This is a genomic window from Auraticoccus monumenti, assembly GCF_900101785.1.
GTDB classification, from domain to species: domain Bacteria; phylum Actinomycetota; class Actinomycetes; order Propionibacteriales; family Propionibacteriaceae; genus Auraticoccus; species Auraticoccus monumenti.
In genome coordinates, this window is sequence record NZ_LT629688.1 from 716,610 (window position 1) to 739,288 (window position 22,679).

The 22,679-nt window shown below is 75.5% G+C and carries 19 protein-coding genes; 8 read left to right on the top strand and 11 right to left on the bottom strand.

What is annotated here, in order from left to right; all coding sequences use genetic code 11:
- Positions 1-97 precede the first annotated feature (97 nt).
- Complete coding sequence (locus BLT52_RS03220) at positions 98-895, bottom strand: metallophosphoesterase (protein WP_231946481.1); 798 nt, start codon at positions 893-895, stop codon at positions 98-100.
- A gap of 244 nt (positions 896-1,139) precedes the next feature.
- On the opposite strand from BLT52_RS03220, the gene BLT52_RS03225 reads away from it, so the two are divergent.
- Together BLT52_RS03225 and BLT52_RS03230 are read left to right on the top strand one after the other, a co-directional pair.
- The gene (locus BLT52_RS03225; protein WP_231946482.1) at positions 1,140-1,454 is read left to right on the top strand and encodes an ArsR/SmtB family transcription factor; all 315 of its coding nucleotides are present in this window, start codon (positions 1,140-1,142) and stop codon (positions 1,452-1,454) included.
- Positions 1,455-1,473: 19 nt separating this feature from the next.
- A complete protein-coding gene (locus BLT52_RS03230) occupies positions 1,474-1,770 on the top strand; it encodes a hypothetical protein (protein ID WP_090590580.1) in 297 nt (98 codons plus the stop codon).
- Positions 1,771-1,909: 139 nt separating this feature from the next.
- Here the strand turns inward: BLT52_RS03230 and BLT52_RS03235 are convergent, their stop codons facing one another.
- The 10 genes from BLT52_RS03235 to BLT52_RS03280 all read right to left on the bottom strand — a co-directional run bounded on the left by BLT52_RS03235 (position 1,910) and on the right by BLT52_RS03280 (position 14,208).
- Positions 1,910-2,479, bottom strand: a complete 570-nt coding sequence (locus BLT52_RS03235) for an NYN domain-containing protein (RefSeq protein WP_090590583.1) — start codon at positions 2,477-2,479, stop codon at positions 1,910-1,912.
- Positions 2,480-2,633: 154 nt separating this feature from the next.
- Positions 2,634-3,083 carry an Hsp20/alpha crystallin family protein gene (locus tag BLT52_RS03240; protein WP_197679172.1) on the bottom strand — a complete coding sequence of 150 codons (450 nt, stop codon included), beginning with the start codon at positions 3,081-3,083 and terminating at the stop codon, positions 2,634-2,636.
- A 197-nt stretch (positions 3,084-3,280) separates the two neighbouring features.
- Complete coding sequence (locus BLT52_RS03245; protein WP_090590587.1) at positions 3,281-4,087, bottom strand: ZIP family metal transporter; 807 nt, start codon at positions 4,085-4,087, stop codon at positions 3,281-3,283.
- Positions 4,088-4,437: 350 nt separating this feature from the next.
- Entirely contained in the window at positions 4,438-5,223 is a 786-nt protein-coding gene (locus BLT52_RS03250) for an aldo/keto reductase (protein ID WP_090590590.1), read from the bottom strand.
- A 79-nt stretch (positions 5,224-5,302) separates the two neighbouring features.
- Entirely contained in the window at positions 5,303-8,155 is a 2,853-nt protein-coding gene (locus tag BLT52_RS03255) for an FAD-binding and (Fe-S)-binding domain-containing protein (protein WP_231946483.1), read from the bottom strand.
- Positions 8,156-8,395: 240 nt separating this feature from the next.
- Complete coding sequence (locus BLT52_RS03260; RefSeq protein WP_090596242.1) at positions 8,396-8,884, bottom strand: glutathione peroxidase; 489 nt, start codon at positions 8,882-8,884, stop codon at positions 8,396-8,398.
- A 20-nt stretch (positions 8,885-8,904) separates the two neighbouring features.
- Positions 8,905-10,350: a lanthionine synthetase LanC family protein gene (locus tag BLT52_RS03265; RefSeq protein ID WP_157676948.1), complete on the bottom strand. Its 1,446-nt coding sequence runs from the start codon at positions 10,348-10,350 to the stop codon at positions 8,905-8,907.
- Positions 10,347-11,591: a T3SS effector HopA1 family protein gene (locus BLT52_RS03270; RefSeq protein ID WP_090590596.1), complete on the bottom strand. Its 1,245-nt coding sequence runs from the start codon at positions 11,589-11,591 to the stop codon at positions 10,347-10,349. Before BLT52_RS03270 ends, BLT52_RS03265 begins: the two co-directional genes overlap by 4 nt.
- Positions 11,588-12,841, bottom strand: a complete 1,254-nt coding sequence (locus BLT52_RS03275; RefSeq protein ID WP_090590599.1) for an aminoglycoside phosphotransferase family protein — start codon at positions 12,839-12,841, stop codon at positions 11,588-11,590. Before BLT52_RS03275 ends, BLT52_RS03270 begins: the two co-directional genes overlap by 4 nt.
- Positions 12,838-14,208 (bottom strand): chymotrypsin family serine protease, encoded by a 1,371-nt coding sequence (locus BLT52_RS03280; RefSeq protein ID WP_197679173.1) that lies wholly within the window; start codon positions 14,206-14,208, stop codon positions 12,838-12,840. The genes BLT52_RS03275 and BLT52_RS03280 overlap by 4 nt, the downstream gene beginning before the upstream one ends.
- Before the next feature lie 198 nt (positions 14,209-14,406).
- On the opposite strand from BLT52_RS03280, the gene BLT52_RS03285 reads away from it, so the two are divergent.
- From BLT52_RS03285 to BLT52_RS03310, 6 genes are all read left to right on the top strand, one after another.
- Positions 14,407-16,017, top strand: a complete 1,611-nt coding sequence (locus BLT52_RS03285) for a S8/S53 family peptidase (RefSeq protein ID WP_157676949.1) — start codon at positions 14,407-14,409, stop codon at positions 16,015-16,017.
- Positions 16,014-16,616, top strand: coding sequence for an RNA polymerase sigma factor (locus tag BLT52_RS03290; RefSeq protein WP_090590603.1), 603 nt, complete (start codon positions 16,014-16,016; stop codon positions 16,614-16,616). The genes BLT52_RS03285 and BLT52_RS03290 overlap by 4 nt, the downstream gene beginning before the upstream one ends.
- A complete protein-coding gene (locus BLT52_RS21015; protein WP_090590605.1) occupies positions 16,613-17,125 on the top strand; it encodes a hypothetical protein in 513 nt (170 codons plus the stop codon). The genes BLT52_RS03290 and BLT52_RS21015 overlap by 4 nt, the downstream gene beginning before the upstream one ends.
- Before the next feature lies 1 nt (position 17,126).
- Positions 17,127-19,706 carry a CHAT domain-containing protein gene (locus BLT52_RS03300; RefSeq protein ID WP_090590607.1) on the top strand — a complete coding sequence of 860 codons (2,580 nt, stop codon included), beginning with the start codon at positions 17,127-17,129 and terminating at the stop codon, positions 19,704-19,706.
- A 109-nt stretch (positions 19,707-19,815) separates the two neighbouring features.
- A complete protein-coding gene (locus BLT52_RS03305; protein ID WP_090590609.1) occupies positions 19,816-22,017 on the top strand; it encodes a sensor histidine kinase in 2,202 nt (733 codons plus the stop codon).
- The gene (locus BLT52_RS03310; protein ID WP_090590611.1) at positions 22,014-22,679 is read left to right on the top strand and encodes a response regulator; all 666 of its coding nucleotides are present in this window, start codon (positions 22,014-22,016) and stop codon (positions 22,677-22,679) included. Before BLT52_RS03305 ends, BLT52_RS03310 begins: the two co-directional genes overlap by 4 nt.

Here is a 22,679-nt window from a genome sequence, read left to right on the forward strand (position 1 = left end):
CGGGACCGCACGAGCGGACTCCGCGCGCGACGGTGGGGTCATGACACCCGTGCCGACGCGACTCCGAGCAGGCGACGCGCGACGCCGCGGCCGCAGCTCAGCCGACGGGTACGAGCCGGGTGAGCAGGCAGGGCCCGCCGTCGTTCAGGCCACCGTCGATGCCCAGCGCGAGCCCGTCGGCGTAGAGCAGCGGCCCGGTGACCTCGGCGTGGTCCACCCCCATCCAGTGGGCCACGATGCTGTGCCCGTGGACGATGCGGCGTCCGCCGAACTGGTCGAGGAAGCCGCGGGCCGCCGCGGGCCCCTGGTCACCGCGGAAGGAGTAGCGGCTGGTCAGGTGCCGCCAGACCTCCCACACGCGCGCGACGTCACCGCTCCTGAGGTCGGCGCACACCCCGGCGTTCACCTCGGCCACCGAGGTCCCCCAGCGGGTGTACTCGGTGGTGTCGGAGTGCACCAGCAGCCAGTCGTCCTGCACCGCCATCACCGGGAGGTCGCTCAGCCACGCGACGTGGTCCTCGGTGAGCCGCTGCTGGTCCTTCGGCTGGCCCCCGTTCATGGTCCAGCTGCGCTCGAAGCTCCGCGGCACGGAGCCCGGGTGCGGCACCTCGGTGCTCCCGAACAGCCGCATGCCGATCGCCAGCACCTCGTGGTTGCCCAGCATCGCCCGCACCTCGCCGGGCCCGTCGGCGGACTGCTGAACGAGCCGGCGGACCAGCTCGAGCACACCGATGCCGTCGGGTCCCCGGTCGAAGAAGTCGCCCAGGAACCAGAGGCTGACGTCGCGCCCCGCCCACCGTCCGCGCCGGTCGATCAGCCGCTCGGCCCGGAGCCGCTCGCGCAGGACGCGGACGTGTCCGTGGACGTCGCTGACTGCGTAGACGGGGGAGCTCACTCGCCCCAAGATATCCGGCGGCGGCGAGGGGCGGCTCGCTGCCTGGTCCGCGCGCCGCCGGGCGGAGCCTGCCGGGGCCCGCCCCCGCCCGGGTACTCGTCGGCGCCCGGCCCCGGTCCGCGACGTCACGCAGGACGAGCTCGGGAGCGGCGCACCCACAGCGGGACTGACGCACCCCTCTGTCGGGAGCGGGAACGATTCCCAATACATGCTCACATTGCAAGATGTTGATATGTGTGATCAGATGCTCCTCGTGAACCGGGAGAGCGGTCTGCACGAAGCAGCCGAGCTGTTCAAGGTCCTCGGCAACGAGTCGCGGCTCCGGCTGCTGCAGCTGCTGGGCGAGGGACCGAGGACGGTCGGCGCCCTGGTGGAGGCGACCCAGCTGTCGCAGCCACTGGTCTCCCAGCACCTGCGCACGCTCCGGCAGAGCGGCCTCGCGGTCGCCTCGCGCAGCGGCAAGGAAGTCACCTACCAGCTGGCGGACGACCACGTCTCGCACCTGGTGGGGGACGCCCTCGCCCACGTCCAGGAACCAGCTCGGGCCGACGAGGCCTGAGACGACCACGAGGAGCCACATGAGCACCGACACCCACACCGCCGAGCACACCTTCGAGGACCACCGCCACGGCGACGGCTGCGGCCACGACACCGTGAGCCACGGCGACCACGTCGACTACCTGCACGACGAGCACCGCCACGCCGAGCACGGCGACCACTACGACGAGCACGACGCGGTGGCCGAGCACACCTCCACGGGGCACGTCCACGGCGACGACTGCGGTCACGAGGCGGTCCAGCACGAGGACCACGTCGACTACGTGCACGACGGGCACAAGCACGCCGCCCACGACGACCACTACGACGAGCACTGAGCCGGACCGGTCCTGAGGGAGGCGGAGGGGCGTGCGGCCGGGCCGCGCGCCCCTCCTGCCGTCCCTGGACGCCGGCGACCGCCTGAGCGTCTCCACGAGCTCGACCGGGACGGGTGGCTGGGCACCCGTCCCGACGCGGTCAGAGGAAGTCGACCGGGTTGAACTCCTCGATCGGGATGACACGGAGCCTCGGCAGCCGCTCGTTGAAGGCGTGCACGTCGTACTCCATGTCGAAGAACTGGAGCCCGCGCTCGCCCAGCACGGTGAACCCGGAGTTGCGGAACTCGTTGAAGCCGACGACCGCGGTGCGCCGGGTGCCGACCAGCGCCTCCATCTGCGGCAGGAAGTCGCCGTCGTTGCTGGTCAGCACGACGTCGGCCTCGCGGTCGGCGATCGCCTCGAGGGTGCGCTGGATCGCGATGTCGACGACCTTCTCGTCCGAGGCCCCCGACAGCGGCACCGGCGTGAACCCGATGGCGGTCAGCGCCTGCACGAAGGGCATCGGGATGTCGCCGCCGACGGCGAGGAAGAAGAGCCCCTTGACGGGCTGGTCCCAGGTGGCCTGCACGAAGGCGAGCAGCCGCTCCCAGCGCGGGCGCTCGTGCGGCTGGGGGCGCCGGCGCAGGATCGAGCCCCCCAGGGTGGCGTCGATGTTCTCGCCGTCGATCAGCAGGTACGTCAGGCGATCGGCGACACCGGGGGTGGTCATGGCGCAGACGATACGCGGCCGCTGCGGTGCGGGGTGCCGGGCGCACCCAGGACCGTCCGTCGACGGGTCAGGGAGCAGCCGCAGGGGCGCGACACCGGTCGCGGACGACGGCGGTCCCGCCACCCCGGAGGGCGGCGGGACCCGTCGTGCGCGATCAGGAGGCCGTGGCCTCGATGCTGCGCTGGCCCTCGGAGCCCTGGACGATCTCCACCTTGCGGGGCCTGGCCCGCTCGGCCACGGGGATCGTCACGCTGAGCACACCGTTGTCGTAGCTGGCGCTGATGTGCTCGCTGTCGATGCCGTCACCCAGGGTGAGCTGGCGGCGGAACCGGCCGAAGAAGCGCTCCGAGGTCAGCCACTGCACACCCTCGTCGCTGCGACCGGACCGCTCGGCGGTCAGGGTCAGGGTGCCGTTGTCCACGCTGACGTCGATCGAGCCGGGGTCCACCCCGGGCAGGTCGGCGAGCAGGACGTAGTGGTCACCGGACTTGTAGAGGTCGACCGGCATGAAGCGCGGGACACGTCCGGTGTCGGTCCCGAGACCGAGCAGCTGCTTGGTCATCGTGTCGAAGTCGGAGAACGGGTCGAAACGAAGCACAGCCATCACCTCCCACCATGCGCTGAGGTCCGGCCACCGCGGCCGAGACCGAAGTGCTGTGCAGCTCCATTTTTAGCACTCGGCGACCGAGAGTGCCAACTCCTGTTCGCTGAGGACGAACAATCCCCCAACCGGTACCTGACTAGGGTGTTCTACGGCTGAGCGGCTGGAAGCGGACGCGATCTCGAGCAGTGCCTGAGCGGTCAGGCGAGACGGAGCAGACCGAGGCTGAGCGCCATCACCGACGCACCCGAGACCATGCCCAGGGCGACGTGGTGGCGACGTCCCAGGGCCAGCGCCATGGGGAGCAGCTGGCGCAGGCTGATCAGCACCATCATGCCGCCGACCACCGGGAAGACGAGCGCGAGTCCCTGGTCCGGGACCGCTGCCCGCAGGGCCAGGAAGCCGAGCAGGCCGCCGATCGGTTCGGCCACGCCGGACAGCCCGCACATCAGCAGGGCACGGCGACGGCTGCCGGTGGCGGCGTAGACGGGGACGGCCACGGCCATGCCCTCGGGGATGTTGTGGATGGCGATGGCGACCGCCAGCACCACCCCGAGCGAGGGGTCGGTCATGGTGGCGGAGAACGTGACCAGACCCTCAGGGAGGTTGTGCAGCCCGACGGCCAGGGCCACGAGCAGGCCGCTGCGCCAGAGCCCGGCCCGGAGCAGGATCGAACCGGGTCCGGCTCCCCCGTCGGACACGGAGTTGGTCGGCACGCCCACGAAGCGGTCCACGACGAACCTCAGACCGATCACGACCAGCCCACCGGCAGCGGCCATCGCCAGGGTGAGCAGCCAGGCGGCCCCGCGGCTGCGGTCCTCGGCGAGCACCGCTGCACCCTTGGGCAGGATCTCCAGGACCGACACCAGGATCATGGCGCCGGCCGCGAAGGCCAGCGCACCGGCGAGGGCACCCCTCCGGTCCACGATCCGGCCCTGGACGCCGAGGAAGCCGCCGAGCAGGGTGGCCGCTCCGGCGAACGCCGTCACCACCAGCGCGATCAGCACCGTCGACCCCCTCCGCCGGTCCCGGCGGTCGCGCGCGAAGCAGTCCCCGGTGACTGGTTCATCTGCCGTCCTTCCGTCGAGACCACCTGACCCGCATTCGGAGCCGCGCCCACCTCGGATGGGTCCGGTTCCGGACCCGTCCGCCTGAGCCGCTCCGATCAGGAGCCAGCCGGCCGCCGGATGCTGCTGCCACGTGCTGCCCCCAGTCTAGGAACGCACCGGGCCCCGCGAGCAGCAGCCGGTGCGCGAGGGCCGGAACGCGTCGCCCGGTGGGCTCCGGTGCCTGACCGGAGCGCTGCCGGCCCACCCCGGGAGGGCCGGACCAGCAGCGCTCGGCCGTCAGACGGAGGTCAGGAGGCCAGACCGTCGATGCGCGCGACCTCGTCGGCGCTCAGCTCGATCCGGGCACCGGCGGCGTTGGACTCGATCCGCTCCCGGCGAGCCGACTTCGGGATCACCACGAACTCGTGGGCCACGTGCCAGGCCACGATGACCTGGGCCGCCGTCGCCTCGTGCGCCTCGGCGATGGAGACCAGCGTCGGGTCCTCGAGGTCGGAGGCGCGGAAGGGGCTGTAGCCCTCCAGCACCACGCCGCGCTCGGACAGGCCCTGCTGCACCGCGGGGTCGTAGATCGAGGGGCTCCAGCGGATCTGGTTCACCGCGGGGGTGACGCCGGTCGCGCTGACCAGCTCGTCGATCTGGTCCAGCGAGTAGTTGCTGACGCCGATCGAGGTGGCCAGACCGTCGGCCTGGGCCTTGACGACCTCCTCCCACACCTCGGGCGAGGCCTGCTTGTTCGGCGGCCAGTGCACCAGCCACAGGTCGACGTGGTCCAGCCCGAGCTTGCTGAGGCTCTCCTCGATGGTCTGGCGCTCACGGCCGACGTTCTCCGGCGGGAGCTTGGTGGTCACGAAGACCTCGTCGCGGGGCAGTCCGGCGGCGGCCAGCGCCTTCCCGATGCCGGCCTCGTTGCCGTAGCCGGTGGCGGTGTCGATGTGCCGGTAGCCCAGCTCCAGGGCGGTGCTGGTCGCCTCGGTGGCGGCGGAGTCGTCGATCTGCCAGGTGCCGAAGCCCAGCAGGGGCATCCGGTGCTCGCCCAGGGCGACGGACGGTTCGGCGTAGTGGTTGCTCGTCATGACCTCAGTCAACCCCGAGCACGTTCACGGCGCCGCGCCGGGGTCGCGGGCGCCGGGGTCGGGGGCTCAGTCGGGCAGCTCAGTCGGGCAGCTGGGCGGCGAGCAGCTCGAGCACGTGCTGGTACTCCTGCCCGACGGCCCGGGTCATGCCGAGCTCGCAGGTCCGGTTGCAGCTGGCGTGGGCCTCGGCCCCGACACCCACCACCTCGGCGGCCTCGGCGGCGGTGGCGGACGCCGTCAGCTCGGGGTGCAGCAGACCGCGGTCGCCGGCGAAGGCGCAGCAGCCCCAGGCCACCGGGACGTGGACGGTGTCGGCCACGGCGTCGGCCACCTCGAGCAGGGCGGCGTCCAGCCCGAGCTGGTGGGAGGAGCAGGTGGGGTGGACGGCCAGGCTGGCCACCTTCTCCCCCGCCGGGAGCCGCGGCAGCACCCGCTCGGCGACGAAGGCGACGGCGTCGACCACCGTCACCCCCGAGCCGGCGAGCGCCTTGAGCAGCCCCTCGGTGCAGCTGGAGGCGTCGGTGACCAGCGGCAGCGCACCGTCGCGGGTGGCGCGCAGGACGTCGGCGCGGACCCGCTGCTGCATCGCGGCGTAGCCCTCGGGGAGGCCCTTGGACGACCACGGCGTCCCGCAGCAGAGGTCGTCGACCGACTCCGGCACCAGCAGCCGCACCCCCGCCCGGGCGCACAGCTCCTGCAGGCTCCACTGCACCCCGCGGCTGCCCTGGACGGGACCGAACATGGCGTTGACGCAGGCCGGCAGGTAGACCGCGTCGACCTCCTCACCGGGTGCGGTGCGCAGCGGTCCCGCGGTCGCGCTGCGGGAGCGTCCGCCGCCGGGGAGCTCCGGGGACCACAGCGGCAGCAGCTCGGTCGGGACGACGGCTCGGGCGGCGCGGTTGAGCCCGGTCACCGCGGGCACCACCGGCGTCGGCAGGGCCCGTGCGACCAACAGACCCTTCGACCCGGCCCCGCTGGCCGCCCCCCAGTGCCGGGCCGCGGCCGTCCACCCGCGACGCGCCACCGGGGTGTGCTCGTCGCGGCGCAGCCGGCGGACCAGGTCCCCGGTGTTGATCAGCACCGGGCAGGCGGTCTGGCACATGCCGTCCACCGCGCAGGTCTGGAGGCCGTCGTAGTCGTACTGCTCGTCGATCGCGCGGGCCAGCGCGGTGTCCCCGGCGGCCAGGGCCGCCTGCTCGGCGCGGCGGGCCACGATGCGCTGGCGCGGGGTCATGGTGAGGTCGCGGCTGGGGCACACCGGCTCGCAGTAGCCGCACTCCACGCAGCGGTCGACCTCCTCCTCCACCGGCGGGGTCAGCTTGATGTGGCGCAGGTGGGCGGTGGGGTCGTCGTCGAGCAGCACCCCGGGGTTGAGCGTGCCGGCCGGGTCGACCAGCCGCTTCACCTCCCGCATCACCTCGTAGAGCTCGTCGCCGAACTGCCGGCGCACGTAGGGGGCCATCACCCGCCCGGTGCCGTGCTCGGCCTTGAGCGAGCCGCCGTGGCCGAGGACCAGGTCGACCATCGCCTCGGTGAAGTCGGCGTAGCGGCCCAGCGCCGCCTCGCCCTCGAAGCGGTCGGTGATCATGAAGTGGACGTTGCCGTCCTTGGCGTGGCCGAAGATCACCGAGTCGCGGTAGCCGTGGCTGTCGAACAGCACGGTCAGCTCGGCGCAGGTGTCGGCCAGCGATGCCACCGGGACGGCGATGTCCTCCAGCAGCGCGGTGGTGCCGGAGGGTCGGGCCCAGGCCACCGAGGTGAACAGGCCCTTGCGCAGCTTCCACAGCTGGGCCCGGACGGCTGCGTCGCTGGTCAGGGGTGCGGCGGCGACCAGCGGCAGCCCGGCCAGGACGTCACCGGCTCCGGCCACCAGGTGCTCCAGCTGGTCGGCGTCGGTGGACTGGTACTCCAGCAGCAGCGCCGCCTGCCGGTCGACGTCCAGGGCGGCCACCGCGGGAGGGACGTCGGCCAGCGACTGCCCGACCCGCAGCGAGGTGGCGTCGAGCAGCTCCAGGGTCGCCGCACCCGAGGCGACCAGCGCCGGCAGGGACCGGTTGGCCGCGGCGAGGTCGTCGAAGACCAGCAGGGTGGACGCCGCCCGGGTGCGGAGCGGGACGGTGCGGAAGGTGGCCTCGGCGACGAACCCGAGCGTCCCCTCCGAGCCGATCACCAGGTGAGCCAGGACCTCCGCCGGGCGGTCGAAGTCGAGGAAGGAGTTGAGGCCGTAGCCCATCGTGTTCTTCATCGAGTACTGGGCGGTGATCGTGGTCACCGAGGCGGCGTCCCCGCGGACCCGGTCGCGGAGCCGCAGCAGGCCGGCGTGCAGCTCGGGCTCGCGGGCGGCCAGCAGGGCGTCGGCGTCGGAGGCCCCGGTGTCGACCACGGTGCCCGAGGGCAGCACCAGCACCATCGACTCCAGCGTGCGGTAGGAGTTCTCGGTCGTCCCGCAGGCCATCCCCGAGGAGTTGTTGGCGATGACGCCGCCGATGGTGCAGGCGGCCTCGCTGGCCGGGTCGGGCCCGAACTTGCGGCCGTAGGGGGCCAGTCGGGCGTTGAGCATCCGCACCGTGACCCCGGGCTGGACCCGCACCCGGGCGCCGCCGTCCAGCACGGTCACGTCGGTGAAGTGGCGGCGGACGTCGACCAGGATCCCGTCGGTGACGCCCTGGCCGGAGAGGCTGGTGCCGCCGGACCGCAGGGTCAGCGGGACCCCCAGGCGGGCGCTGGTGCGGAACAGCACGCCCACCTCGGCGGCCTCGCGGGCGACCACCACCGCGTCGGGGGTGAGCAGGAAGTGCGAGGCGTCGTTGCCGATGGAGTAACGGTCCAGCTCGCGGCTGCGCAGCTGCTCGAGGCCGACCAGACCGGCGAGCTCGGCCAGCAGGGTGTCCCGGCTGGCACGGACCGGTCCGGCGGTCGGGGGGCTCGTCACGGACGTCACCTGCGCACCCTACGCGCCGGCAAGGAGGCCAGCGGGCCGCTCCGGTTCGCGCGCCAGCTGCCGGTGACGAAGCGGGCCACCAGGCCGCGGTTGATTTTGAGGGTCAGTCCCGAGCGCTGGTCCAGCAGCACCACGCCCTGCCTGCGTGGAGTCGGGCCGGGACAGCGACGGCCCCTCAGAATCCGTCACCCCGCACCCTCCTCACCGGTGCGGGCAGCGCAGCGGGTGCAGTCAGGCCGCGACGGTCAGGGCCTGCTCGATGTCCTCGGACAACGACTTCGGCTCGGTCTGCGGCGCGTAGCGCTTGACCACGTGGCCGTCGCGGCCGACCAGGAACTTGGTGAAGTTCCACTTGATGGCGTCGCCGAGGATGCCGCCCTTCTCCTCACGCAGCCACGACCACAGCGGGTGGGCGGCGGAGCCGTTGACGTCGACCTTGGCGAACATCGGGAAGCTGACGCCGTAGTTCAGCTGGCAGAACTCCGCGATCTCGGCCTCGGTGCCCGGCTCCTGGTGACCGAACTGGTCGCAGGGGAAGCCGAGGACGGTGAAGGCGCGGTCGCGGTAGGTGTCGTGGAGCTGCTGGAGACCCTCGTACTGCGGGGTCATCCCGCACCTCGAGGCGGTGTTGACCACCAGCACGACCTGTCCGAGGTGGTCGGCGAGGGCGACGTCGCGCCCGTCGAGGGCGGGGGCGCGGAAGTCGGCGAGGGTCGTCATGCTCGCCAGTGTGCCCCCGCTCACCCAGCGCCGGTCAGGACCCCCACCTCGAGCCCGAGCAGGGCGGCGCCCACCACCCCCGCCTCCGGGTGGGCGATCCGCGCCAGCGTCAGAGCGGCACCGGCGAACCCGACGAAGAGACCGGCCACCCCCTCCGCCTCGCGCAGGCCGCCGGGCCACTCCCAGGGGTCCTCGGGCAGCCGCTCGGCCAGGGTGAGGGCGGCGGTGCGCGTGGTGGCGAGCAGCTCGGCGTCACCCCACACCCTGGACGCCTCCAGCAGCAGCTCCAGCGGTCCACCCAACCCGTGGCAGAGGGTCAGGCCGCCGGGTGCGGCGTCCCAGCCGTGCTCGGCGACACCGGTCAGCGCCTGCTGCACGGCCCGCTGTGCGGCGGCCACGGCCACCTCGGCGTCGGCGGCGACGGTCTCGATCGGCCACGGGGCACCGGCCGGGGAGCCGGCCAGCAGCACCAGCCGGACCAGCCCGATGCCCGCGGCGCCGTGGCACCACAGCGGCGCGGCGGCGGAGATGTCGCCGTCGCGCAGGTCCGGCCAGCCGCCGCCCACCGGGTCGAACCAGGCGGCCTCCCAGGCCAGGGCGTCGTCGGCCAGGGCCAGGGCGTCCGCGGCCAGCGGCGGGAAGCGGCGTGCGGTCTCGACCAGGGCCAGCACCACCCCGCTCGCCCCGTGGGCCAGCCCGCACAGGGGACGTCCCGGCCGTGCACCAGGGGCGGTGTCGGCGACGTCGGGCCAGCAGCAGCCGACCGGCTCACGTCGGGTGCCGGCTGCCAGGGCGTCGAGCAGGTCCGCGGCACGACGTGCGCCGTGCTCGTCCGGGGGTAGCGCCAGCAGGAGGCCAGCTAGACCACCGGTCAGGTCGTGCCCCGTCCCACCGACGTCGAGGTCGCCGTCCCACCCGGGCGCGAGCATGCCCCCGCCCGTGGTGAGGCGGGACGGTGCGGAGCCGGTCCCACGGGAGCCGGAGGTGCCGGCCGACCCGACGCGGGCGGCGACCACGCGGGAGGCCAGCTCGAGCCCGGTCCGACCGACGAGCACGTCCGTTCCTCCCGGGCTGCGGCCCACGGCGCCCCGGATCGCTCGTCCGGCCAGCTCCACCGCCTCCGCGCGGCCGGTCAGGGTCCCGAGCTCGGCCAGGGCCCAGGCGACGCCGGCGTCCCCGTCGTAGAGGGCCGGGTGGCCGGCCCTGACGGTGGTGGGACGTCCCTCCGGCGACAGCTCCCACGTCGGCCAGCCGACGTCCTGGCCGGTGGTGATGGCGCCCCCCAGCAGCGCGTCCACCACCCGCTCGACGACCCGGTCCAGGCGGGCCACCTCATCCGCGACGGCCACCACACCCGGCAGCCCCTCGCTTACGGTTCCAGCAACGCCCGGCCGCGTCAGCACATCGACGGCGGTCGCCGCCTGCTGCCCCGACCACGGCGGCGTGGCCACCTGGATCTCGCTCACGACTCCTCCTTCTGACGGTGTGGTCCTGCGCCCTCGCTCGTGCGGGCTGCGTCCTCGCTCGTGCGGGCTGCGTCCTCGCTCGTGCCGGCTGCGTCCCCGCTCGTGCCGGCTGCGTCCCCGCTCGTGCCGGCTGCGTCCCCGCTCGTGCCGGCTGCGTCCCCGCTGCGGGTTCTGCCCCCGCTCGTGCCCGCTGCGTCCCCGCTGCGGGTTCCGCCCCCGCTCGTGCCCGCTGCGTCCGCACTGCGGGTTGCGTCCCCGCTCGTGCGGGCGGCGTCCCCCGCCAGCCGGGTTCCTCCCCCTGCTCCCGGGCTCGCGTCCTCCGGAAGCCCCGACCCCTCGGTCCTGGCGTGCGGGGCGGCCGGGTCGACCCCGTGGTGTCGGAGCTGGCCGGCGACGTGCTCCAGCAGCAGGTCCGGGTCCGCCTCGACGGCCGGCCCGGCGCCGGTGGCCTCCCAGGCGGAGAGAGCGGCCGCCAGCAACCGGCAGCGTGTCTCCCCGAAGCTGGTGCCGTTCCCGGGCTCGTGCGCCCAGCCGACGCCCGGACCGAGCGGGGCGGTCAGCGGCACCCGGACGGGACGGGTCGACCCCGCCACGTCCCGGGCCACCGCCGCCCACAACGACTCCCGCTCGTCGTCGGGCAGGTAGACCACCACCGCGTCCGGACGTCCGAGCAGGTCCGGCTCGGCCACGCACTTGAGCATCCAGGGCCGTTCCAGGTCCACCAGCCACCGGGTGAGCAGGGCCACCAGCTCGACCACCGAGTCGGTCCGCGGGGCCAGGTAGAGACGGCTGAGCCGCGGTCCCGGTGTGCTCGACCACCCGCCGCCCCAGGTGCGCCACCAGCCGTCGACCTGGTGGGCACCACCGCGGCGCAGCACCCGGACGTCGAGCCCCGCGACCGGATCCCGTCCGGCGCCGAGCGTCCCGACGTAGTCACCGCGGCAGTGGGCGCGGACGTCCCCTGACGCGCTCCTGGTCACCACCGTGCCGGCCAGGCCCACCCGGGCCACCCGGACGGGCCCGGTCCAGCTCCGGCTGCCGGCGTGCCCCGCCCGGAGCAGGCGGCCCAGCGGCGGCCACCACGGGTCCCAGGCCGCGACGGCGGCGGGGGCGGCGTACCAGCACCGGTACAGCTCGTCGGCGGGGACGTCGGCGTGCCGCACACCGGTCCAGACCCGGGCCGCGGCGAGGACGTCGGCGGCGTGCGCGGGCGAGAAGGACGCCACCCCGGCCCCGGTCACGGCCGGACCCCCGACAGCCCGGCCAGCCGACGGGCCCGACCCAGCCGGGTCGCGACGTCCTGGTCCAGCCCATCGCGGGACCCCTCGTCGGCGCGCCCCGAGGGCTCACCGCCACGGCCCGACGGCGCCAGGTGCTCCACCTGCACGGCCAGCTGCCACGCCGTCACCACCGAGTGGACGCAGGCCAGCGGGGCGGCGACCCGACCCGGGCCACCGGCCTCGGCGTAGGAGGCGAGGAAGCGCTGCACCGACGGGGCACCGCCCAGCTCGTGCAGCACCGCGGCCGCGCAGACCACGTCCCAGTCCGGGTCCCCGGCCCCGCCGGCCTCCCAGTCGAGCAGCCCCACCCGGTCCCCGTCGTGGAGGACGTTGGCCGCGGTGAGGTCTCCGTGCACCCACACCCCTCGGCGCCACGCCCGTGCCGCCCCGGCCAGCGCGGCGGCCAGAGCCGGCTCACGCACCGCGGCCAGCACGTCGGCGGCGGGTGAACCCTCCGGCGCCCCGGCCATCGAGGGCAGCGGCCGCTCCGGGTGCAGCGGCCAGGGCAGCCGGGCCGGCCCCGTGCCAGGAGCCGCCGGGACCGCGTGCAGCCGGGCCAGCTCCCGTCCCAGGGCCGTCGAGGCCACACTCAGCCGGACCGGGTCCCCGAGCAGCCGGTCCAGCTGGACCCCGGGCAGGGGCGCGGTCCAGACCGCGTCCCCGCCCGGGACCTGGTGGGCGGCGGAGTCCCCCCGAACCACCGCGCCCACCTCCCCATCCGGGACCCCACGGGCGACGGCGTCCCCCCGAACCACCGTGCCCGTCCACCCCGGAGGGGCGTCGTCGGCGACGGGCTCCCCCCGGACCCCCGCACCCGCCGCCGCACCCGGTGTGCCGGTGACGGCGTCCCCCCGAGACGCCGTCACCGCACCTCCCGTGGAGCCGTCGGCGTCCCCCCGGACCACCACCGACGTCTCCCCCTGCCCGGCGCCACCCACCGCGTCGGGTCCACCGAGGACCCGGGGCAGCAGCACCCGGCCCCGCAGCGCCTCCCACGCCGCCCGCTCGACCGCGACCGTGTCGTCGCCGTCGAGCACCGACGCCGGTCCGGGCTGCTTGACGTAGGCCAGCACCGATCCCGCCCCCTCCAGCCGGTGGACCCGGTTGGAACGCCACTGCGGGACCAGCACCGTCCGCCCCGCCAGCACCTCGGCGGGATCGGCCAGGCCGAGGGCCACCGCGTCGCGGAGCAGGACCGGTGCCGTCCTCATGCCTGCTCGCCCTGCTGCTCGGCGGCGACCGCCTCCTCCAGCGCCGTCAGGTAGCCGGCCCAGTAGGCCTCGAGCTCCGCCGCCGACGCCCCGGCCGGGACGCCCGACGCGGCGACCGCGTCCCCCGCCGAGGGAGCGCCCTGACCCGGACCGAAGGGACCGGGCGGGTCGAAGGGCCACTCCTGGTCCCAGCAGATCGGGCGCCGGGTGGGCGGCGGGCACGTGATCACCGTCCGGGTCGGGCACCAGACCGCCCGCGTCACGCACACGACCTGCCGGCTGATCAGCGGGCCCCCGCAGAAGATCTTGATCCGCGACGGCTGGCAGATCACCATCCGGCTGCCCGTCACCACCGGACCCGTGATCAGGTCCACCCCGAGGGCGTCCAGGGCCATCTGGATGGGGTTGGCGAAGGTGAAGGAGCCGTCGCGCGAGCCGGCGAACAGCAGCCCGACCACGTTGCGGGCGGTGTCCATCACCACCGACCCGGAGTCACCCCGGTCGGAGAAGCGCGGTGAGCGCGTCGTGTCGGGGGCGATCCTCAGCTGGTGGCGGAAGGTCCGCACCCCGATGCCGTTGCCGTAGTCGACCTGGAGGGTGAAGTCGGTCGAAACCACCGACCCGAAGGTGTGCTCGGTGGTCCGGCCGCGCTTCTGCACCGCCATCCCCACCGTCGCCGTGGCCCGACCGGCCACCGCCCCGATGCCGGTCACCGTCGCGTCCCAGGCCTGACCGGCGTCGAGCCGGACCACCGCGCCGTCGACCGTGTCGGTGAGCTGGGCCCGGGCGAGGGTGCCGAACGGGTCGTCGTTGGCGTCGTCGTCGGCCCGCGACGGCTGCACCATGACGTCACCGACGGACCAGGTGGTGTCCACGCAGGCGACGTGGAAGTTGGTCAGGGCCATCGTGGCGCCGCTGGCCCGGTCCCGGACCATGGCCCCCAGGGTGCCGCTGAACACGTAGTTCCCCGGGGAGGGGACGTCCGGCGGCGCGAGGTAGATGGTGCGCTGGGGCCCCATCGAGATGCCGCCCACCATGGTCGGGTAGACCGCAGGGTCCAGCAGCGGCTCATCCCCGGCCAGCACCTTCATCGACCCCGGCTGCAGCTCGATCTCGAGCTCCTGCACGTCGGTGGGGATGCCGTCGATCTCGTCCGGCACCAGCTGCTCCGCCGGCACGTCCCCGGCCGGCAGCTTCTGCTCGACGAAGACCACGATGCTCAGCTGCCCGGTCGGCTCGCCCCCGGTCTGCTTCTCCGCGATGTCCACCCCGACCACGCCGGGCCGGAGGATCAGCGCGTCCTCCACCCGCTCCTTGACCGGTCGGATCCTCGACCGTGCCTGGCTCTCTGCTCCCTGCTCCGTCATCTCCTGCTCCTCCGTGCCGTGGCACCCCCCGTGGTTGCCGACACCGGGGAGGAAGCCGCCCGGCCTCCCGGTGATACATCCCGTCGACCACGTATCACCAGGGTCGTCACCGACTCCTTCTCAACGCGGGCACCGCTCACTACGCTGAGCGCCAGCGGACCTCCGCCGGGCCGGCCCGCCGTGACAGGAAGTCCGCCCATGCCCACCTCGTCGCTCGCGCAGCCGTCGCTCCCGCCGACGCCCCCTGTGGTCGCGCCCGCCCTCCTGACCCGGTTCGGCGCGCGGGTGCTCGATCCGCTGACCGCCGTCCGCACCGGCCGCACCCCGGCCCCGACGGTCTACCTCGCCGACCGGCTGCTGGTCCGGGGAGCCGCCGAGGACACCCGCACCGCCGACGCGGTGGCCCTGCTGGGGGAGGTCGCCGCCGGCCTCGGCGTCCCGGTCGAGGTGTCGGTGGACCGGCGCGACCGCGTCGTCGCCCGCCAGCTGCTGCAGACCGAGGGCGGACGCCTGCTGGCCGAGGCCACCAGCACCCGGCTGCTGCTGAGCACGCCCGCCGACGGCCGCACCGCCCCACCGGACGCCTGGGCCCTGCTCGCCGCCGCCCGCGCGCAGGCCCCCGAGCTCGCCCGCCACATCCACCTGGACCACCTGCTCACCGCCTGCTCCGAGACCTGGAACGGCGTCGGCGGCATCTGGGGCGGGGTCGGTGGGATCTGGGGCGGGGTCGGTGGGATCTGGGGCGGGGTCGGAGGCATCTGGGGCGGCGTCAGCCCCACCCCCTCCCCCTACGGCAGCCCCGGCTACGGCACCCGCGTCCCGGTCTCCTGGAACGGTGCCGACCCGCGGACCACCGCGCCGGCGGTGAAGCGTCCACCGGTGGTGGTCCTGCTGGACACCGGGGTCGGGGAGCACCCGTGGTTCCGCGACGGCGAGGGCGTCCGGGAGGTGGTCGAGGTCGGCGGCATCCCGGTCGGCATCAGCGTCAGCGGGGTCGGCGACCCGGAGCTGTCGGGGGTGGTGGCCGACGCGGTCGGGGGCATGCTGGACCGCCAGTCCGGCCACGGCACCTTCATCGCCGGGGTCGTCCGGCAGCGCTGCCCGCAGGCCGAGCTGTGGGCCGTCCCGGTGATGCCCGCCGACGGCGCCGCCTCCGAGGGCGACCTGCTGCACGCCCTGACCGTGCTGCTGGCCCAGCACCTGGACGCCCAGGCGCGTGGCGACTCCGAGGGGGTGGTGGACGTGATCGGGTTGTCCCTCGGCTACTACCACGAGGACCCGGCCGACGCCCTGGACGACGGGCCGCTGCTGGCCCTGCTGCAGCTGGCCGCCCGCTCCGGCACCGCGGTGGTCGCGGCCGCCGGCAACGACGCCACCAGCACCCCCTTCTTCCCCGCCGCGCTGGCGCCCGCGCTCACCGACGGCGTCCCGCTGACCAGCGTCGGGGCCCTCAACCCCGACGGCCGCAGCGTCGCCCTGTTCTCCAACAACGGGAGCTGGATCAGCACCCACGCCCCCGGCGCCCAGGTGGTGAGCACGGTGCCGGTCACCCTCAGCGGGGCGCTGACCGCGGGCGTCCACGTCGACCGCGACGACCCGCTGCCCCGGACCGGCGTCGACCCCGACACCCACCGCTCCGGGTTCGCGGTGTGGAGCGGGACGTCCTTCGCCGCCCCCTTCGTCGCCGGCGACCTGGCCGCCGCCATCGCCGTCGACGAGGACCCGGTCGGCACCGACCCGGCCACCATGGTGGCCCGCGGGGCCCGGGCCGTGGCCACCGTGCTGGCCGCCCGGGAGGTCCGGCGATGACCACGCTCCCGGGTCGGCCGCGGGCCGGGGAGGGGCTGCCCGACCGGGCCGGACGCGCCTTCGCCGGCTACCGCGAGGGGGACGTGGCCCAGATGGACGAGCTGGTCGAGCTGCTCACCGGGCTGCTGTGGCACACCGCCCGGGGCGCGGGGCTGGACGAGCGCGCCGCCCAGGACGTCGTCCAGACCGCCTGGCTGCGGCTGGTCGAGCACGCCGACTCGGTGGCCGACCCGCAGGCGGTGCTGGGCTGGCTGCTCAGCACCGTGCGGCGGGAGAGCTGGCGGGTCGCCCGGACCACGCTCCCGGCCGTCGAGCCGGACGAGACCCGACCGGACGAGGCCCCGCACCCGGACCAGCAGGTCGAGACCGGTGACCAGCTGCGGCTGCTCTGGCAGCACGTCCAGGCCCTGCCGCCGCGGTGCCGGGCGCTGCTGCGGGTGATCGCCTTCGCCGAGCGCCCCGACTACGCCCGGGTGGCCGCCGCGCTGGGGATGCCGGTCGGCAGCATCGGCCCCACCCGGGGTCGCTGTCTGGCCAGGCTCCGCACCGCGCTGGCCGGCGACGAGCGCTGGGCCGACGTCCCCGGAGGTGCCGCATGAGCCGCACGGACCGGCCCTTCCCCGAGGACGAGCCCCTCGACGCCGGCGACCTGGACCTGCTGGCGGCGCTGGCCCGGGCGGCCGACGTCCACGACCCGGTGCCCGCGGGGCTGACCCGCGAGATCCGCTTCCGCCTCAGCGTCCGGGCCCTGCACGCCGAGGTGGCCGAGATCGTCGCGGAGGGTGCGGGGACCGCCGCGCTGCGGGGGCCGCACCAGGCCCGGACCGAGACGATCAGCTTCGTCGCCGGCGACCTGTCGGTGCTGGTCACCCTCACCGTCCACGACGAGGGCGTCCGGGTGGACGGCTGGCTGACCGGGACGGGGTTCAGCGGTCCGGGCGCCGACGTGCGGGTGCTGCGGTCGGGGGCCCCGAGCGGTGACCCCGTCCCCGTCGACGAGCACGGGCGGTTCGTGGTCGCGCCGGTGGCCCGGGGCGTGGTGCAGCTGCTGTTCACCCCCGCCGACGCCACCCGGCGGCCCGTGGTCACCCGGCACGTCGAGCTCTGAGGTGACGACCTCCGTCCGCGGGCAGCGCCCGTCCCCGGCGGAGGTCGCCGCCCTGGTCGACGAGGCGGTGCTGGCCAACGCGCGCGGACGTCCGGCGCTGGCCGGCCGGCTGCTGGACCGGGCCCTGCGTGCGCTCGGCCCGGACGAGGGCGACGTCGCGGCGCTGGAGACCCGTTGCCGGGTGCTGATCACGTCGGCGCTGACCCGGTTCGAGACGGGGCGGCGGGCCGAGGCCTTCGCGCTGCTGACCCGGGCAGAGGAGCTCGCCGACGCCGCGGGGCTCGGGGCCGTCCGGGCGCTGGCCGCCATCCAGCGCTCGGGGCTGCACGGCCGCACCGGGGACTGGGCGGCCGCGCTGGCCGGGCTCCAGGGAGTCGACCCGTCCGCCCCCGGTCTGAGCCCGCGCGCCCGATGCGTGGTGGAGCTCAACAGCGGGTTGGCGCTGCAGCTGCTCGGTCGCCACCGCGCCAGCCGGGACCGGCTGCAGGCGGCCGTCCGGCTGGCCGAGGAGCACGGCATCGACGACCTGGCCGCCGCCGCCCTGCACAACCTGGGCCGGTTGTCCTTCCTGCGGGGCGAGCTGCCCGAGGCGCTGACCCTGATGGCGCGGGCCCGCCGCCGCAGTCCCGACCTCACCTCCTCGGGAGCCGACCTGGACCGGGCGCGGGTGCTGCTGGAGGCCGGCCAGCTCGACGCCGCCGAGGAGCTGCTGGTGCAGGCCGAGCAGGAGGCCCGGGCGGCCGGGCTGGCCCACGACGTCGGGGAGATCTCGCTGGAGCGGGCGCGGCGCTCGCTGCTGCTGGGCGACCACGCCCGCGCCCGGACGCACGCGCTCGCCGCCCGGCGGTCCTTCGCGCGGCTCGGCGAGGACTCGTGGCGGACCCGGGCGGAGCTGCTGCGGCTGGGAGCCGAGCTCGCCGGTGGTGGACGTCCGGGGCCGGTGGCGCGGCAGGCGCTGGCGCTGGCCGAGGGCTCGGCCCGGGCTGCCGGGGTGGGGCTGGAGGCGTCGCTGCTGGCGGCGGAGTCCGCGGCCCGGGCCGGTGACGTGGCCGCCGCTCGCGCGGTGCTGCCCCGGCGGGTGGGTGCGGCGACCCTGCCCCAGCGGCTGCAGCTGGCGCTGGCCCGGACCACCGTCGCGCTGGCCGCCGCCGACCCCGAGGCCGCGCTGGCCCGGTTGCGCGGCGCCGCCGCGGTGCTGGCCTCGGAGCAGCGCCGGTCGGCGGGGCTGGACAGCCGGACCGCGATCGCCCTGCACGGGCGCCGGCTGGCCGAGCTGGACGTCGGGCTCGCCCTGGGCACGGGGTCCGCGGCGGCCGTCCTCCGGGCGACCGAGCGGTGGCGGGGGCTGTCCACCCGGGGCCGCTGGGTGGTGCCGAGCGGGGACCCCACCACCGACGACCTGGTCGCGGCCATGCGCCGCACCGGCGCCGAGCTGCGCGAGGCCGGCGACGAGACCAGCCGCCAGCCGCTGGTCCGCGAGCTGGCCCGGCTCGAGCGGGCGGTGCGGGAACGGGGCTGGATGCTGGCGGCGGCGCAGGAGGACGTGCCCGACGCCGCCGTCCACCCCACCTCCGTGAGCGCCCTCGGCCCCGCCCTGGCCGGCCGGGACGCCGGGCTGGTCAGCTTCCTCAGCTGGGGTGGACGGCTGCGGGCGGTCACCGTCACCCCGCGGTCGACGCGCCTGCACGACCTGGCCGACGCCGCGGACGTCCTCGAGCTGGCCTCCCGGCTGGCTGCAGGACGCACCGCCCTGGCGGCCCTCGCCGACCCGCGGCTGCGGGAGGTGGTGGAGCGGTCCCAGCAGCGCGCCACCTCCCGGCTGGACGCGCTCCTCTCCCCGGCCCTGCCGGGGACGGGGCGGGTGGTCGTGGTCCCCACCCGGGTGACGGCCTCGCTCGCCTGGCGGCAGCTCCCCTGCCTGCTGGGGCGCCCGGTCACGGTCTCCCCGTCGGCGACCGGCTGGCTCCGCGGGCTCGACGCCGGCGCGGCTCGGGCCGCCACCCGGACCCCGGAGCCGCGGACGTCCCTCACCGCCGTCGCCGGTCCCGCCCTCGAGCGGGCGGCCGACGAGGCGCGGGCGGTGGCGGCGTGCTGGCCGGGCGGGAAGGCCCTGACCGGGGACCGGGCGGTCGGCGCCGCCCTGACCGCGGCGCTGCGCTCCGACACCGTGGTGCACGTGGCCGCCCACGGCAGCCACCACGACCAGAGCCCGCTGTTCTCCTCTGTGCTGGTGGCCGACGGACCGCTGTTCGCCCACGAGTTCGAGCGGGTCGGCGTCGGCGCCGGGCACGTGGTGCTGTCCTCCTGCGACGTCGGACGGGCCCGGGTGCGGCCGGGTGAGGAGTCGCTGGGTCTGGCCGCCGCGCTGATCGCCTGCGGGGTCCGCACCGTGGTGGCGGCCGTCGCCCCGGTCCGCGACGACGTCGCGCAGGAGCTGATGACGCGCTACCACGCCGAGCTCGCCGCCGGGTCCGACAGCGCCGAGGCCCTCCTCCGCGCCTCCTGCGACGTCCCCGACGCCGGGCTGTTCTGCGGCTACGGCACCGACTGGCGCGTGGGCGGCGCGCCGGCCGCGGTGTGACCGTGGTCGCGGACCTGGCGAGCCGGTCGGGACCCTGGGCCCACGTCGGGGGCGCGTCGGGCACCTAGGCTGGTCGGCGCACGGACGGACGAGACAGAAGGGGTGCGCCATGGTGGAGCTGCAGCAGTTCCACCCCCTGCAGCCCCCCCGCGAGCCGGCCCCGGAGAACGCGTGGTCCCGCGACCTGGTGATCACCCTGGTGGCCTTCATCCTGTGCGCGGTCGCCGGGCTCACCACCAGCGGCGTCCCGGGCGTGCTGGCCGCCCTGATCGCGCTGCCCCTCATCGTCCGCCGCCACTACCCGATGCTGATGCTGTACGGCAGCACGGCCGGGGCGCTGATGCAGCTGCCCCTGGGGGACATCCAGTTCTCGGTGGTGGTGGTCCCCTTCGTGATCTACCAGGTGGCCCGCTGGATCGAGCCGCCGAACGCCGCCCGGCTGTCGGTGATCATAGGCGTGGTCGGCTCGGTGCTGGGCCCGATGGCCTGGACCCGCTTCGGGGCCAACCTGCAGGTCGACTCCCCGGACCTGCTGGTCTACTGCTTCACCTGCCTGGTCACCGTGCTGACCGCCTACGTGATCGGACGCCGCCGCTACGAGGCGGTCCGCTCCAGCGACGACCGCAAGGTGGCCGCCGAGGTCACCCTGCGGATGCAGCTGGCCGCCAGCGAGCAGCGGGCGCGCGCCGCGGAGGTGAACGAGCGGAACCGGATCGCCCGCGAGCTGCACGACATCGTGGCCCACTCGCTGTCGGTGATCGTGGTGCAGGCCGAGGGCGGACGGGCCCTGGCGGCCAAGAAGCCCGAGCTCGCCGCGGACGTCCTGGACACCATCGCCGAGACCTCCCGGGAGTCGCTGACGGAGATGCGGCGGATCGTCGGGGTGCTGCGGAACGGGCCCGAGCGCGGGGCGGCGGACTACAAGCCGGCCCCCGGGCTGGCCGACCTGCCCGACCTGGTGGCCCGCACCACCGACCGCGCCCGGCTCGAGATCCGCGGTCAGGTGCCCGTCGTGGCCCAGACCCTGGGCCTGAGCGTCTACCGCGTGGTGCAGGAGGCGCTGACCAACATGCTCAAGCACGGCGGGCCCGACGCCCGGGCCACGGTGCTGCTCGACTGCACCCACCCCGGCACCCTCGAGCTGCGGGTGCTCGACGACGGACGCGGGTCCGGCACCACCTCCGACGGTCAGGGCAACGGGCTGCGCGGGATGAACGAGCGGGTCCAGCTGGTCGGGGGACGTCTGCTGGCCCGGCCGCGACGCGAGGGCGGGTTCGAGATCCGGGCCACCTTCCCGATCGCCCCACGCCCCTCCGCCCCCGAGACCCGCCCCGTGCCCACCCGCGGCGACGGCATCCCGCCGCGACCGGCCTGGGCCACCGCCCCCGCCACGCGCCCGCGTCCCAGCCCCTCCCCCGCGCTGCCGCCCGGGAACGACCGCCACCCCGGCCGCCCGTACGGCTCCGGGGCGAGCGCCCCCCAGCGCGACGACGGCCACGGGTCCCGGCAGGTCGGTCCGGCAGCCACCCGGCGTCCGGGCCCCGAGGGGTCGTACGACGGGCACGCCCCCGGGAGCCGACCCGCCGACGCGAGCGCCCGTCCCTGGGAGCCGGTTCACCCGGCACTGGGCACCCCGAGACGCGACCCGGCCGGGCCGCAGTCCGGCGGACCGGCGGGGCCGCGTCCGGCCCCGGCCACCGGGACGCCTGATCGCCGTGGGTCCTGGGCCGCGGACGCAGCCGGTTCACCGGGGTCGGGACAGGCCCCCGCACCGGTGCGGCCCCAGCGCCCGGCGCCGGCAGGGTCCTCCGACCGGCACGCACCACGCCCGCGGGACGGCCGCAGCGCCGCCACGGAGGACGCCACGGCGCTGCCGCGGGTGGCGGCTCCCGCCGAGCAGCGTCGGTCCTGGGGTGAGCGCGAGGCCGACGTGGCCCGCGAGGCCGCCGGGGCACGCGAGGCCGCCGCCCTGCCGCGGTGGCGCGGGGTGTCCCTGCAGCCCACGGCCACCGAGCCGCCGGAGCAGGCGGCACTGCCCCGCTCCCGGCGCGACCGGTCCGCGGACGAGACCACCGTGGCCGTCGACGTCCAGCCGACCGTGCCCCTCCCCGACCCGCGCCCCGACGACCACCGGTCCGGTGGATCTCGCTCCGGCGACCACCGCTCGGGTGCGCACCGCTCCGGTGGGCACCGCTCCGGTGGGCACCGGGACGACGACGCCGAACCCACCGTCCAGCTCGCCCCCGAGCTCGAACCCACCCAGGTGCTGCCGGCTGTGCCCGCACCCCGTCCCGAAAGAGGTCGCCCGTGACCCCCACCCGCGTCTTCCTCGTCGACGACCAGTCCCTGGTCCGCGGCGGCTTCCGCATGCTGATCGAGGCCGAGGACGACATGGAGGTGGTCGGAGAGGCCTCCGACGGGGCTCAGGCGGTGCGGGCGCTGTCCACCGCGCCCGCCGACGTGGTGCTGATGGACATCCGGATGCCGGTGATGGACGGCGTCGAGGCCACCCACCGGCTGGTGCACTCCGGCAACCCCACCAAGGTCCTGGTGCTGACCACCTTCGACATGGACGAGTACGTCTTCGCCGCGCTCAAGGCCGGGGCCAGCGGGTTCCTGCTCAAGGACGCCCGCCCCGAGGAGCTGCTCTCGGCCGTCCGCGACGTGGCCGCCGGTGACGCCGTGATGTCACCCAGCGTCACCCGCCGGCTGCTCGAGCACGTGGTCCCGACCCTGCCCGCCTCCCCCCGCGACCGCGGCCCGGACCCGCGGCTGGCGCTGCTGACCGAGCGGGAGCGCGAGGTGCTGGTCGAGATCGCCGGCGGGGCCACCAACTCCGAGATCGCCCGGACCCTCTTCATGGCCGAGGGCACCGTCAAGACCCACATCGGACGGCTGCTGGCCAAGCTGGAGTGCCGGGACCGGGTCGGGCTGGTGCTGCTGGCCTTCGAGACCCGCCTGGTCCAGCTCTGA

Bases quoted from the DNA above. Each gene is read 5' to 3' on its own strand.
- BLT52_RS03235 (WP_090590583.1), bottom strand. From the start codon at position 2,479: ATGACCACCCCCGGTGTCGCCGATCGCCTGACGTACCTGCTGATCGAC.
- BLT52_RS03290 (WP_090590603.1), top strand. From the start codon at position 16,014: ATGACCACGCTCCCGGGTCGGCCGCGGGCCGGGGAGGGGCTGCCCGAC.
- BLT52_RS03280 (WP_197679173.1), bottom strand. From the start codon at position 14,208: ATGACGGAGCAGGGAGCAGAGAGCCAGGCACGGTCGAGGATCCGACCG.
- BLT52_RS03250 (WP_090590590.1), bottom strand. From the start codon at position 5,223: ATGACGAGCAACCACTACGCCGAACCGTCCGTCGCCCTGGGCGAGCAC.
- BLT52_RS03225 (WP_231946482.1), top strand. From the start codon at position 1,140: ATGCTCCTCGTGAACCGGGAGAGCGGTCTGCACGAAGCAGCCGAGCTG.
- BLT52_RS03285 (WP_157676949.1), top strand. From the start codon at position 14,407: ATGCCCACCTCGTCGCTCGCGCAGCCGTCGCTCCCGCCGACGCCCCCT.
- BLT52_RS03305 (WP_090590609.1), top strand. From the start codon at position 19,816: ATGGTGGAGCTGCAGCAGTTCCACCCCCTGCAGCCCCCCCGCGAGCCG.
- BLT52_RS03260 (WP_090596242.1), bottom strand. From the start codon at position 8,884: ATGACGACCCTCGCCGACTTCCGCGCCCCCGCCCTCGACGGGCGCGAC.
- BLT52_RS03230 (WP_090590580.1), top strand. From the start codon at position 1,474: ATGAGCACCGACACCCACACCGCCGAGCACACCTTCGAGGACCACCGC.
- BLT52_RS21015 (WP_090590605.1), top strand. From the start codon at position 16,613: ATGAGCCGCACGGACCGGCCCTTCCCCGAGGACGAGCCCCTCGACGCC.
- BLT52_RS03240 (WP_197679172.1), bottom strand. From the start codon at position 3,083: ATGGCTGTGCTTCGTTTCGACCCGTTCTCCGACTTCGACACGATGACC.
- BLT52_RS03275 (WP_090590599.1), bottom strand. From the start codon at position 12,841: ATGAGGACGGCACCGGTCCTGCTCCGCGACGCGGTGGCCCTCGGCCTG.